The organism is Polyangium sorediatum (assembly GCF_029946465.1).
GTDB classification, from domain to species: Bacteria; Myxococcota_A; Polyangia; order Polyangiales; family Polyangiaceae; genus Polyangium; species Polyangium fumosum.
The window spans coordinates 206,950-220,376 of the sequence record NZ_JARZHI010000005.1; the positions used below are offsets into that span (position 1 = coordinate 206,950).

Annotated in this window: 10 protein-coding genes; 7 read left to right on the top strand and 3 right to left on the bottom strand. The window is 66.9% G+C overall.

What is annotated here, in order from left to right; all coding sequences use genetic code 11:
* Window positions 1-27: 27 nt before the first annotated feature.
* On the bottom strand, window positions 28-2,211 hold the full coding sequence (locus QHF89_RS08700; RefSeq protein ID WP_136967640.1) for a M4 family metallopeptidase: 2,184 nt from the start codon (window positions 2,209-2,211) through the stop codon (window positions 28-30).
* A 301-nt stretch (window positions 2,212-2,512) separates the two neighbouring features.
* On the opposite strand from QHF89_RS08700, the gene QHF89_RS08705 reads away from it, so the two are divergent.
* The 5 genes from QHF89_RS08705 to QHF89_RS08725 all read left to right on the top strand — a co-directional run bounded on the left by QHF89_RS08705 (window position 2,513) and on the right by QHF89_RS08725 (window position 8,441).
* Window positions 2,513-3,628, top strand: coding sequence for a hypothetical protein (locus QHF89_RS08705; RefSeq protein ID WP_284720252.1), 1,116 nt, complete (start codon window positions 2,513-2,515; stop codon window positions 3,626-3,628).
* Between the two features lie 45 nt (window positions 3,629-3,673).
* On the top strand, window positions 3,674-6,112 hold the full coding sequence (locus QHF89_RS08710; protein ID WP_136967641.1) for an FG-GAP repeat domain-containing protein: 2,439 nt from the start codon (window positions 3,674-3,676) through the stop codon (window positions 6,110-6,112).
* A gap of 49 nt (window positions 6,113-6,161) precedes the next feature.
* A complete protein-coding gene (locus QHF89_RS08715) occupies window positions 6,162-6,926 on the top strand; it encodes a DUF6065 family protein (RefSeq protein WP_136936018.1) in 765 nt (254 codons plus the stop codon).
* Window positions 6,923-7,198: a hypothetical protein gene (locus tag QHF89_RS08720; protein WP_136967642.1), complete on the top strand. Its 276-nt coding sequence runs from the start codon at window positions 6,923-6,925 to the stop codon at window positions 7,196-7,198. The genes QHF89_RS08715 and QHF89_RS08720 overlap by 4 nt, the downstream gene beginning before the upstream one ends.
* A 505-nt stretch (window positions 7,199-7,703) precedes the next feature.
* Complete coding sequence (locus QHF89_RS08725) at window positions 7,704-8,441, top strand: hypothetical protein (RefSeq protein WP_136967643.1); 738 nt, start codon at window positions 7,704-7,706, stop codon at window positions 8,439-8,441.
* A gap of 28 nt (window positions 8,442-8,469) precedes the next feature.
* On the opposite strand, the gene QHF89_RS08730 is transcribed toward QHF89_RS08725, so the two are convergent.
* Together QHF89_RS08730 and QHF89_RS08735 are read right to left on the bottom strand one after the other, a co-directional pair.
* Window positions 8,470-9,540, bottom strand: coding sequence for a hypothetical protein (locus QHF89_RS08730; protein WP_136967644.1), 1,071 nt, complete (start codon window positions 9,538-9,540; stop codon window positions 8,470-8,472).
* Window positions 9,541-9,766: 226 nt separating this feature from the next.
* Window positions 9,767-10,654 (bottom strand): hypothetical protein, encoded by an 888-nt coding sequence (locus QHF89_RS08735; protein ID WP_136967645.1) that lies wholly within the window; start codon window positions 10,652-10,654, stop codon window positions 9,767-9,769.
* Between the two features lie 444 nt (window positions 10,655-11,098).
* Between QHF89_RS08735 and QHF89_RS08740 the strand changes: the two genes are divergently transcribed.
* Both QHF89_RS08740 and QHF89_RS08745 read left to right on the top strand, forming a co-directional pair.
* Window positions 11,099-12,439, top strand: coding sequence for a hypothetical protein (locus QHF89_RS08740; protein ID WP_136967646.1), 1,341 nt, complete (start codon window positions 11,099-11,101; stop codon window positions 12,437-12,439).
* A 27-nt stretch (window positions 12,440-12,466) separates the two neighbouring features.
* Entirely contained in the window at window positions 12,467-13,372 is a 906-nt protein-coding gene (locus QHF89_RS08745) for a hypothetical protein (RefSeq protein ID WP_136967647.1), read from the top strand.
* Window positions 13,373-13,427 lie beyond the last annotated feature (55 nt).

Sequence of the window (13,427 nt, forward strand, 5' to 3'; positions counted from 1 at the left end):
GCGCGGGTCAACCGCGCATCGCTTGCTTCACTTCACTTCGGCGGTATCGACCCGGAACGTCGTGATCGCCGAGCTATCGTTCGTCGTGCGGAACTGGACGCGGACGGTCTGGCCGCCGTAGCCCGCGAGCGAGAGGCTCTTCTGCGCGTAGGCGCCGGCCGTCCCCTTGTTCAGATTGCTGTAGGTCGCGAGCGTCTTCAGCAGCGTGCCGGAGGTGCTCCGGAGCTCGACGAAGAGCTGATCGTATTGCGTCGTCGTCGTGGTCTCGGCCGTCGTCACGTTCAGGTAGAACGTGAGCGTCGGCGAGGCGCCCGTAGGAATCGTGATCGGCTGGTGCATCGAGCCCGAGACGCTGACGGCATTGCCGAAGTACGGGTACCCGGTGCCCGATTGCGGGTAATTGCCGTTGTTCGTGTACAGCGCGCCCGTCCCGCTCAGCACCCAGGGGCTCACGCTGCTCTCGAACGTGCCGTTCGTGAGCAGGTTCGTCCCGCTGCCGCCGCCGCCGCCGCTGCTCGTGCCGGGGCATTCGCCGACGCCGACCGCGCACCAGGCCGATTGCGTCGACGTATATTGCGCGCTCGATCCGCCGAAGAGCGCGCTCGCCGCGCTCAGGGTGGCCTGGCGGGCGCCTGCGAAGTTCGTGCTCGCGGTCATGTAATCGGCGAGGGCCTTGTACCAGATCTTGCCCGCGTCGTCGGCGCCGATGCCCGTGACCGCGACGCCGCTCAGGTGGTGCGTGCCGCCCTTCGCGAGCAGGTAAAATGCGTGGTTCGGGATGCCCGAGTTGATGTGGACGCCGCCATTGTCGCTCGTGCCCGTGTACCGCTCGCTGTAATGGTCGGGGTCGTCGTTCGATGTGTAGCCGCCATTGCTTGCGTCGTGGGGGTCATCCATGTAGCGGAGCGCGTCGCCCGAGGTGCCCGGCGTGTAGCAATCCTCGCCGATCTTCCAGGTGTCCGTGCTCTCGCCGTAGACGTACCGCTCGACGAGCGCGCCGAAGACGTCCGACCAGGACTCGTTCAGCGCGCCGGATTCGTTCTGGTAGGTGAGGTTTGCCTCGTACTGGGTCACGCCGTGCGTCATTTCGTGCGCGGCGATGTCGAGCGAGACGAGTGGCGCGAACGTGGAGCCGTCCCCGTCGCCGTACGTCATCTTGGTCCCGTCCCAGAATGCGTTGTTGTAGGCCGTGCTGTACCGGACGATGGAGCTGATGAGCCCGGCGCCGCCGTTCGCCGCGGCGTACGCCGTCGGGCCGCCCGCGCCGTCGATTCCATTGCGGCCGTGGACGGTCTTGAAGTAGTCGTAGACCATCGACGCGCCAAAATGGGCGTCGACCACGACCCGCTGATCGCTGCCGTTCCAGACGTCGTCCGTGTCGGCGATACGATACACGGTGCTCGTGCCATTGGCGTAGGTGAACGTGCCGACCTTGCGGGTGAGGTCCTCGGGGTAATACTTGCTCGCCGAGACGCTCGTGCCGATGGTCACCGTGCCGCTGTAGAGCGAGGTGCCCTGCGCGGTCTGGAGGTTGTCGTAGCGGTGGATCTCCTCGCCGCTGTGCGCGTCGATGAAGATCACCGGCATCGCCGTGTCGCGGGTGCTATCGATGCGGCGCAGCTTTACGCGATAAGCGAGGTGATCCTCTCCCGCGTGGCGCATCACGAGCAGATCGACCTCGGGCGCCGCGGTGATGCACGATTCGCAGACGTATCGATCGAGCGCGGCGCGGATCGCCTGCTTTTCGCTCAACGTGGGCGTCGCCGAGAGCCCGCGGCGGATGTGCTTGACGAAGCCATCCGTGACGTCGCTCAGATTCCCATGGCGATCGAGGTGCACGATCGCCTCGCCCTCGAAGACGGGCACGCCCTTGAATTTTTGCTGCATTCGCGTGTGGGCGAGCGAGAGCTCGTCGATCCGCACGCGCTTGACGACGATGTCTTCCACGCTCTCGAGGCCGAGCGCCTCCACGTTGACCGCAATGTGCGCGCGGCTGATGGCCTCGGCCAGCGTGCGTTGATCGGCGTCGCCGGCCGGCGTGAAGACGGGTTTGCCGCCTTGCGCCGCGGCCTCCTCCATACCCTCGGCGGGGAGGTTCTCCTCCGGCATCTCGGAGACCGCGCAACCGGCAGCCAGCACGAGCGAGAGGCCCCCCAGGGTTTTCCCGAAACGACGAACGCCAAGCACGGAGATCGGTTGCTTCTTCGACATGACCCTTCTTTCGCAAACAGGTGGAGGTTTTCCGTAAGCCGAAAGTATGGAGAAGCGATGCATGGGAAATCCAACCCTCTCCCTGTCAAGCGACAAGCAGCAGGCGATTCCACGCCAAGGGAGCCTCGCTTCCAGTGACCCAAGAAACTTTCAGCAGTCTGCGAACGTAGGATGCACGAGGGGGATGACGCGTGGCGACATCCACAAGGAGTGCTTTCCACGTTGTCGCGGGTCGTTGTAAGATTTTTTGATCGGACATCGGGAGCGTGACGTGAACAAGCGATCCTTCACCTGTCTGTTGATGCTTCTCTCTTCTCTCGCCGCATGCGGGAGCGAGCCAAATCCTTCTCCCGGCGCGGGCGGCGCCGGGGGCGCGGGGGGCGCCGGCGGGGCCGGCGGAATGGGCGGTGCCGGGGGCACCGGTGGAATGGGCGGTACCGGAGGTACGGGCGGCGCGGGCGGAATGGGTGGGAGTGGCGGCGGCGCGGGCGGAATGGGCGGCGCCGGGGGCATGGGCGGTGCCGGCGGAATGGGGGGCGGCGGCGGAATGGGGGGCGGCGGCGGAATGGGGGGCGGCGGGAGCGATGCGAAGGTGGTCGTCGGCGTGATCAATGCGCCCAACGAGCTTTTCGTGCAGGCGGCGTCGGTGCACGTCGTGGCGAAGGTGGATGGCGCCGTGGTCCGGGACGAGATGTGGGGCACGGGCGTGCCGGCGCCGCTTGTCTTGCCCAAGGAGCTCCCGATCGAGGGCCTCGCGGACGACGCGCTCGTCGAGGTCTCGCTGGAGACCGACGTCGACGGCACCGGAATGAACGTGCGACAGCGCCTCGCCAGCACGCGCGCCCGGGCGGGCAAGACGCCTTTGCTCCGCGTCACGCTGAGCGGAAACAATTGCGGCGGCGGGTGTGGTCTGGGCCTGACGTGCAACTGGGGCCGTTGCCTCGACCCCTATCTCGCGCCGGAGGTGCTCGAGGCCTACACGTCCGATTGGGCGAAATATAGCTGGTGCAAGCCGAAGGGGGCGGGCGCGCCGACGCTGACGCTCGGGCAGGGCGACGAAACCTTCAGCCCGCTCGCGGATCAGGACACCTTGCAGGTCTGGTCCGGCGAGCAAGGGGGGCACCACATCTTCGCGTCGCTCCGCACGCGAGGTTTGAAGCAAACCGCGATCGTGAAGCTCACGGCGACGCTCACCGACACGGGCGAGGTCCTCGGGCCCTCGCAATCGGTGCGTGTGTTTCCGGACAGGCCGGCGCAGGGGTTCTGCGAGGCGAAGGGGATCCTCTTCCAGATCGATACGAAGCTCGACATCGAGGTGCTGATCAACCGGCAGGTGAACCTGAAAGCCGAGGTCTCGGACGCCGATGGGGCGGCCGTCACGGAGCAGAAAACGGTGGTGATTGGTTCGCCCCGATGAACGGGCAGGGGATACGTTTTCAGCGGAGGAGCGGAGGACTTGGTGATGAAGCGGAGCAAGCTTGCGATTTTGGCGGCCCTTGGGCTCGTGCTCACGGGGTGTGACGATGGGGGCTCGGGCACCACGTCGGGAACGGGCGGATCCGCCGGGACCGGCGGAATGGGCGGGGCCGGCGGAATGGGTGGGGACGGAGGGACGGGCGGCATCGGGGGGCAAGGCGGCGCTGGGGGAATGGGCGGCGCTGGGGGAATGGGCGGCGCAGGCGGCGCCGGGGGCATGGGCGGCGCTGGAGGCATGGGAGGCGCGGGCGGCGCCGGAGGCATGGGCGGGGCTGGGGGAATGGGCGGCGCGGGTGGGCAAGGCGGCGCGGGGGGTCAAGGCGGCGCGGGCGGCGCGGGCGGCGGGGGCTCGATGGGCCTGCAATTCGTCTTCGACAGCTCGTATCCCGCGGCGGTCGGCGCGGGCAATACGGCTGTCCGTGCGGGCGACATGAACGGCGACGGAAAGCTCGACCTCGTCGTCGCGAATCCCGCCGGTGGCTTCCTCGGCGTCCTGCGCGGCGCAGGCGACGGCTCGTTTCAGGAGGTGCACCGGACGCCGTTTGCCGCCATCGGGGCGAACCACGCGCTCGCCGACATGAACGGCGACATGAAGCTCGACGTCGTCGTCACGGTCAGCGGCCAGGGCTCCTCCACGGGGGTCTTCGTCCTTTTGAACCAGGGCGATGGTTCGCTCCTCGCGCCCCAGCAATACACGGGCAGCACCTCGACGATGGGCGTCTTCGCCGCGAAGGACCTCGATTCGGACGGCGACGTGGATCTCGTCGTTTCGCGCGGGACCAACGGCATCGACGTCTTCACGAATGCGGGCGACGGCACGATCTCGCTTTCGGCGACGTACACGGTGAGCGGCTCCCATTCCATGTTCGGCCTCGCTCTGGGAGACATCGACGGCGACGGCGTCGACGACGTGGTGACGACCAGCACGGCGAGCGCGAACGTGATCTGGGTCTTCAAGGGAATCGCCGGCGGCACGTTCGCGGCCGGGGCGACACGCCCGGCGCAGAGGTCGGATTCGATCGCGCTCGCGGACGTCTCCGGTGACGGGAAGCTCGACGTGGTGGTGGGCCCGCGGCAATCCTCCGGCCCCGGATATGGCGTCCTCGTGAACAACGGCGACGGGACGTTCGCGCCCCTCGTGAAATCCGCGGCGTCGGAATTTGCCGACATCGCAGGGGTCCTGGACATCGACGGTGACGGGAAGCTCGACCTGCTCACGACGTACCGCTTCGGAGGAGCGTATTCCCTGAAGAACCTGGGCGCGGGGGCCTTCGACGAGCCGGTTGAGCTCGAAGCGGGGCGCAAACCGCGGGCGCTCACCACGGGGGACGTCGATGGGGACGGGCATACGGACCTCGTCACCGGGAACGACGGCCCTGGAATCTCGACCGTGCGGCGCGACGGAATGGGCGGCTTGCTCCCCCCGATCGGTGCGTCCTACGGCGTCGGCGCGCGCAGATCGGTCGCCGCCGATTTCGACGGCGACGGGCACAAGGACATCGTGTTCAGCCATGCCGCGGCGGTCGACACGATACTACGAGGAAAGCCCGGCGGCGGGTTCGAATTCGCCGGCTCGCACGACCTCCTCGAGATGCCGATCGGGCTCTTCGCGTTCCCGGCGGACGCGAATCCGAGCCTGGACCTCGTCGCCGTGCTGCCGGGCGTGACCGACGAGGGCTACGTGGTCCAGGCCTTCCCGAATACGGGCGGCGTTTCGTTTGGCCCGACCATCCCTTCCTTCGCCGGGTACTTCGGCGCCGGGAGCACGGACGTCGGCGACACGGACGGCGACGGGGATCTCGACGTCCTCGTGGTGGCCGACACGAACAACGGCGGCGTCTCGCTCCTGAACAACGGCGATGGCACGTTCTCGGACGCGGAGTTTCTCTACACCGACGGCGTGGCGATCGCCGATTACGACGAAGATGGGAAGCTCGATTTTGCTGGCGCGGGCGAATTCGTGGTCTTCGTGCAGTCCGGCAACGGGGATGGGACGTTCGCGAATGCCAAGGAGTACCTGCTCGTCGACGACATCATCAACGACATGGCGGCGGGCGACGTGAACGGCGACGGGCACGCGGATTTCGTGGCGACGTTCGCGCAAGGGGACGGCGTCGTGCTGATGCTCGGCGTCGGCGACGGCACGTTCATCGGCTCGACGTTCATGCTGGGCCTCGGGATCGCGTATAACCCGGTGCTCGACGATCTCGACGGGGACGGCGACGAGGATCTCGTGCTCCTCGCGGGCGGACGGGTGAACGTGCTCCTCTGGGACGGCGATTACTTCACCGCCGGGCCGACGATCGACGCCGTTTCGCGCCCGACGTCCGTCTCGGTGTCGGACGTGACGGAGGATGGCCGGCCCGACCTGCTCGTCACGTCGAATGCCACGAACTCGCTCGTGATCCTTCGGAACACGAACTGAATTTTCGTCCCCACCGGGCCCGGGAGCTTTGCTAGGATCGTCCCGGCCGATGTCCGCGAAGTCTGAAAAGCTCCCCTTCCTCGCCTACCACACCAGCACCGGAGAGCCGCCCGAGCTCGTCCCGGGGCCCATCCAGCGCGAATGGATGAACGACACGCGGGACGCGTTCGCGAACCGCTGCCTGCCGCTCCTCATCGCGAACCAGGCCGGCTGGCTCGTCCTCTCGCCGCACACGGTGCGGGCCATATGGGACGGGACGGCCTCCCTGAAGAGCGTGTGCATCGAGAACATCGAGGGCCCCGAGCCGTACCTGGCCATGAGCCATTTCGGGCACGGGATCCTCACGTTCTCCATTCCGTTCTTGTTCCGCACGCCGCCCGGGTACAACCTGCTCGTCCGGGGGCCGGCGAACATGCCGAAGGACGGCGCGGCTCCGCTCGACGGGATCGTCGAGACGGACTGGAGCACGGCGACGTTCACGATGAACTGGCAGCTCACGCGGGCGCAACACCCGGTGACCTGGAAGCGAGGCGAGCCGATTGCGATGATCGTGCCGATGCGCCGGGGCGAGCTCGAATCCTTCGAGCCGGAGCTGCGCGGCCTCTACGACGATCCGGAGGTCGCGAAGGCGTACCTCGAATGGCGGAACAGCCGCACGCAATTCATCAAGGAGCTTCCCGTCGAGGGCTCGAGCGCAAACCAGGCGGCCTGGCAAAAAGACTACGTGCACGGCCGCGCGCCGGACGGGACCGTGGCGAAGGACCACCAGCGCAAGCTCGCGCTGAAGGCGTGGCGGAAGGGGAAGAAGCCGTGATCAAGCGGCTCGCGGACGCGATCGTGCGCGGCTTCGGGTTCCGCGCGGGCGCGGCGCTGTTCGAGGAGGCCGTGGAGAAGGTCGAAGAAGCGACGCGGGAGCCGACGGCGAAGGAGCGCGAGGCCGCGGCGAAGGAAGCGCAAAAGCGCGCGCTCGCCGAGGAGAAGGCGCGCGCGGCCGCAGCGAAGCAGGCCGAGAAGGACCGGAAGAAGGCCGCGGCGGAGATCGACGCGGAGCTCGCGGCGCTGAAGAAGAAGGTCGGGAAGACGTAGCGGGCGGGGCAGGAGGCAGGAGGCGGGAAGCCAAAGCGGCATGCTTCTATCGGTCCAAGGCCGATGAGGTCGTCCGCGTTCGCCGCTCGTGCGGGTCTCCTCACCCTCCTCGTCGTCGTGGGCTCGATGCTGGCGGCATGTGCCGCTGCGCCGCCGCCGGAGCCGGAGAACTCGCGGCGTGATCGCGTTTTCGGTCGTCGAGCCGCGCGCGCCGATGATTGCGCGGGCGATCGAGCGGAAGTCCACGAGTGGCCGTGCGCGAACAATGGAAGCTCCGCGAAGGAGGGGGTTTGTCCGTCGAGATCGGGGCGTCCTGTCGTGACGGGAGCCTCTTGCTCGTCGAAGCGCGGAGGCCGGGGGCGTGGAAGGTCGTGATGCGCTCTTGCTCCGGGATCGCCGATATCGGAAGAGCCTTGGGCCCATTGTTTCGAAAAGCGCTCGTTGCGTTGACGAGGCAGGCAAAAATTGCAGCGGCGCGGAGCGAATGGGTGTACCAGGAACATCCATGTCCTCCTCCTATGTGCAGCGCCTCGTGGGTGTATCGATTTCAGTCGCGACGTTCTCGTCCGGGTTCTCCTCGGCAAACGCCGAGGCTCCGGCTTCACCAGCGCCCGCGCCGGTCGCACAAACCGCGCCCGCGCCTCCACCGCAGGACGCATCGAGCGAGTCTATGGACGTCCCGGCGGAGAGCCGCCTGTTCACGAACTTCTTCATCGGAGGGGGCGCTGGCGCGTCGTACGGCGTGGGCCCTGGTTTGACCGGGATGACTGCAATCTCGGGGGGCATTCGGCGATCGCCGTTTGTCTTCGTGTTCGAGACGCAGATCCTTTGGGGTGGATGGCGGAAGCCCGCGGAGGTCACGCAGGTTGAGTGGAACGGCCTGATCGTACCATTCGCGCTTTGCTACGAGCGCAGCGGGTGGATGGGCTGCGGCGTGTACGCTTCCGCGCGGCTCAAAGCGAAGGGTTTTCGAGGGGATCGGGAGGCCACGAGCACGCTGACCTACCCAGCCGAGAACCAGAGCTGGTTTTCGACCGCCGGGGTACGTGCTGGCTACGAGCTACGGCTGACCACGAGCATCTACGTGCGCGCGTACGTCGACGTGCTGAAGACGCTCTCCATGCCAAACTTGCACGGGGGCGGCGCGCCCCTCTGGCAGGTGAGCCCACTCGTCGGGAGCGTGGGTCTCCACCTATTCTACACGCTCGGCTACGACCACGGACGCAAGCCGATCTTCAATTGACCGGGAGGCGCGTGCCTCGGCGCGCGCCTCAGCTCGTGGCCAGGGCACAGCAAACCGTGGCGGGTTTGTCAAGGGACAAGGTGCCCACGACATCACCGCCGCTTGGAGCGCAGGTGCCCTTTGTGTAGGCGACGAGCTCCGCCGACTTTCCGGCGAGCGCGACGCCCGGCATGTAGTCGTTGCAGGGGGGGATCATCCCGGCGTAGATGTCGAGCTCCGCGTTTTGAGCGGTGCACGCAGCGCCGGCAAACGTGTGCCACTTGACTTGACAAACCCCTCCCGTCGGCGGATCGCACGTGCAGGCGGAGCACGTCCGGTCATCGTTGATGACAGCATAAAGGAGGTGTCGATCCTCCCAGCCCTCGGGGCAGAGGTGCTCGCCCTCGCGGAAGATGCACGCGGCGTAACCTTCGGCGAGAGGTCCACAGACCTTCCCGGGCTGCGTCACGCAGGTCGGCCACGGCTGGTCACTCTTGCAGACGCGGCCGAGGGGCGTCTCTGGCCCACCGGGCCAATACTTGGGGGGCGGGGGCAGGGGATCCCCACTCGTGTGGGGCTCGCACGGCTGCTCCTCGATCACGGGGGGGTCGAGCGTCATCGAACGGACGCAGGGAGAACCACCACAAAGCACATCGAGGGGAAAAGATTTGTCCTGGTTGCAGGAGCCATCCCAGTTTGTCGGCGGATCGAAGTTTGTCTTGACACCGCCCCCAGGATCGGAGCAGGGCGCGGAGCTGATCGTCCACGTCGCCGGAGGCTTGCACGTCCCCTCGGGCGTGTCGCACGAGCATGCGCCGCACGTGGGCGGCGGCGGCGCGGGCGTGCCCTCGAACGCGAGGATCGGCGTGTCCGGGGGACAATCAGGCGGGTCGCTCCAGTCCGAGAAGAAGGCGACGGACATCCAGTCGTCGTCCGGCGGCTTCGAGACGCATGCGCCGCCGTCGCAGAGGGACGACATGCCGCCGCCGCCATCCGTACCGCCATCCGGAGCGGGCGCGTTCGGGCAACCCGCAGGGATGGGCTTGGGGCCGTTGGGACAATCCTCCGGCAAAGGACAGGGGCAGCAGGCGGGATCGAGAACCTGCTTCCCGTCGTGCATGCAGTTGCTACCGATGAAAATGTCACCTCCCTGGCACCCTCCGATCGCGGCCGCGAGGATGAATGGGGCAGAAACGAGACAAACAAAATATTTACCGAGACGAACCATGTCCCGACCTTAGAGGTTGTCGTGACGGAACGCAAGTCCGTCGACAAACCACGAGCGTACGTGGACAAACACGCGCCGGGACGGAGGGGAGGAAGCGGGCGTGTCGCAGAGGGCGCGTTCAGCTCGCGCCCATCTCCGCCTTGATCCGCGCGATCTCCTGCGCCGCCTCGGCGGCTCGTCTCTCGGCGGCCGCGAGGTTGGCTTGTTTGTCGGCGAGTTCCGCCTCTTGCTTGGCCAAGAGCCGCTTCGCCTCCTTCTCCTTCATCGCTTCGAGCAGGGCCTTCTGCCGCTCCAGTTTTGCTTCGAGGCGGGTGATGGACTGGGAAAGCTCCGTGATCGTCGGGGTCCTCGAGCCGCCGCTCGACAGGAAGAACCGGTCGGCGAAGTCGCTCGGCACCTTGCCTTCGAGGTTCCCGTGCACGTGCTCGCCGATCTTGCCGCCGGTCAGCTTGCGGAGCGCATTGATGTCGTTGACCAGCGCCGTGCGGGAGCCGGCGACAAAAACGTCCATTTGCTGCTCGGCGACAGACGTCTTGGTGATCGCCTCATCGGCCCTGGAAATGGCGGGGGCGAGCTTACTGGCAAGGGTCGCGAGCGCGGGCACCCCGGCGGCGCCGAGGGGGCCCACCCAGGCGCGCATCGTTTCGAGCTGGGCGCCGAGCAGCGGGCGTTTGAGCTCGCTCGGGCTCTGTCCCGCGAAGAGCTGGCGATAAAGCGGCGCCGAGTAGTCTTGCCCGAACGCCGCGAGCACGGCCTTTTTCGTCTCGTCGACGAGGAGGTTGAGCCCATCGTCGGCCGCCACGACGAGCGCCTTGGCGCGGGCGATCTGGTCGCGCAGGGCGTCTTCCTCGGCCTTGCGTTGCCGCAGCGCGGCCCGGAGCGCCGCGAACGGGCCGGCCAGGGGCGCGGTGTCGGGGTACGCTTGGAGGTTGGTTTCCGTGTGGCGCAGCTCGTCGTCGATGTCTTCGAAGGACTCGTCAATCGCGATGGTTCGGGGTTCTGCCATGGGAGAGGACGCTACAGGTCGGCCGGGGAGGGTGTAAAGGGTACATGTGGGAAAGCGGACTGGGGGTGGGATGGGTCGGGGAGCAGCATCGGGCCACGCAGACGAGCAAGGGGAGGGGTCGCGGCGAGGTTCAGGGCTGGGCATGGGCGGCGCGGAGGGGTCGCGGCGGGATTTCGCGTCGCAGAGGCGTCGGGGGAGGGGGGCTCGCACGGAGATTTCGCGGGAGAGACGACGGGGGGGAGGGGTCGCGGCGGAGAAACGCGGCGCGGATGTTTGGCGGGGAGGGGTCGCGGCGGAGGACCCGGGCGGCAGCTCTTCGGTGACGAGGTTTCCCCGAGAAGCGCTCCGGCGGCTCGACCTCCCTGGGGGCTGCGGGGCTTTCGCGCTTGTGAAGAAGCCTCCGGCCGGGTGGGGGGCGCTGGTACCGTCTGCGTGGGAGGTCCCATGCGACGTTGTGCGTTCACCTCGTTCGTACTGCCCTTGGCCCTTCTTTTCTGCGCCTCGGCCGTGCATGCGGTGGAGTTCCGCGTCTGCGTCAAGCCGCCGGACGTCCCGCCCGGCCTGACCCAGTGGGCCTATGAGCAGGGATCGGCGACGGTGTGGACCACGCGCAGCCGGGTGGAGTTCGCGCGGAAGGTCGAGGGGCGCGCCACCTTTATCTACGACCCCTATGCCCCGCCCGAGAGCGTGCGCATTTTGCCCATCCCGTACAACACGCTGAAATGCCCGCCGCCGCCGCCGAAACCGGCGCCGGTGAAGGAGCCGCCGAAGGAGGAGAAAAAAGCGGAGGACGGGAGCACGAGCAAAACGCCCGGCAAGCGCGGCGGGGACAAGGAACACAAAGGCGGCGGCGAGGAGGGCAGCGTCGAGAAGCGCGTCGAGAAGCATCGCGTGCCCAAGCCAAAGGAGGCCCCGCCGCCTCCGCGTGTTTCGGCTCCGGCGCGGCAACAAGATCCTGTTTTGCCGCGACAAGGTGTTTTGTCGAATGAGCCCATCCTCACGCAGCGGGACGTGAAGTGGGAGGACAAGGAGCACGGGCTCGTGGATCGAGGCGGCGCGCTCCCCCAGCTCGTGGACACGGCGGACCACAAGCCGTTGAACGTCACGTCATGCGAGCAGACGAAGGAGGGCTGCCCGGCGCGGAAGCAGAAGACGCGGGCCGGGGTGATCCTGGAGCAGGTGGTGATCGCGGGGGCGATCTTCAACCTGCAAATGAACGAGGACCTGCATCGGCCCGACGGGAAGGAATACGGGATCGTCGGTGGGATGAACGCCGATGGGCCGAACGACCCGCGGCTCCAGGCGGCGGCCGCGGCCGTGATGTTCTCGCCGGTCGCGATGGCGCTCGGGAACAGGTTCATGAAGGCGGCGGCCGAGGCGAGCAAGGCAGGGGAGAAGCTCGTCCTCAAGGATGTGAGTGAGCTGTCGGAGGATGCGGCGGAGTACCTGGCGAAGGAGTATGGAGAGGAGCTGACGCAGGCGCTCGCGGAGGCGGGCGTGGTCGGGCCGTTCCGGGTGATGCAGAAGTTCACGCTGGGGTATGAACGAAAGTGGCAAGCGCACCATATCTACGAAACGGCAAGGATGATCGAGGCCGGCCTCGATGCCCTGGATGGACCGGCGGTGATCCTGTCGAAGGAGGCGCACACGGTGATGACGAACAAGCTGCGCGACGCTACGACGGGCATCGGTCGCGACCAGCTACCGAGGCTCTGGAACGCATACAAGAAAGTCTACGCTGATTGTCCCCATTGGCTCAAGACGATCAAGCATTACTTCGATTGACGGGTTGGGTGAGCCGGACATCGAGCGATGAAAACCAAGGTAAAAATATCTTTCCATGGTCACCATGTCCCTGGGGGAGAGCAGGCTATCCTCGTTCCGGCGGGCTGCGGGACGGATGTCGTCACGGTGCACGATTACAAGGCTCTACGGCAGGTTCTCGTCGACGTCACCATGGCCGTTGACGACCCTCGTCTGCCTCTCCTTCTCCAGCTCCTCCTCGCCTACAAGGTCGAATGGTTCGAGGATCGCTGGGACGAGTACACGGACGACGACTTCGAGTCCGCGCATTTGATCCTCGTGACCGATACCTTCGAAATTTGCGTCCTCGGAGGCCCGCGGTTCGGCACGGATTACGACCTGTCGAATGCATGCCCCGCGTGCGGGGCGGGGATGCGGCAGACCTCGGCGTACGTGCTCGATGGTGCCGACGCCGAGAGCATGGGAAAGCTCGGAACGTTTCGCGCCGTGGATAGCTACAGCGACATTTTGGTCGACCATCGGCTGGCAGAGACCCTCGAAGGCGCAGGCCTCTCGGGGCTCTCCTTCCAGAGCGTTTACGCCCGGCAGGAAGACATGCGTCAGATCAAGCTGCCCTGGCGGCAGATGTGGGCATCCCACACGCTGCCCCCCATGTCCCGGCGGTCGACGGGGGTCTCCTGGGACCGCGTGTGCAAGTCTTGCGGGCACAGCAAGGTGGAGATGACGCACCCTGGGCCTCTGCGCGTCGCCTACCGCGCCCAGGATCTCATCGGGGCAAAGGACGTGAACCGGATGTGGGAGCACTTCGGTCTTGCGCGGTGGAACGGCGACCTGAAGACAGCCGTACTCTCGCAACCCAAATTCCTCGTCACCCCCAAGGTCTGGCGCATCTTCCGCGATGCAGGCGTGACCGGCTTCCAATGGCTCCCCATCCGCGTCGTCGAGGAGGAATGACGGGACAGCCCGGACGCCCCGCGCTCTCCCGTGACGCCGCCCTCCCACCCCGCTA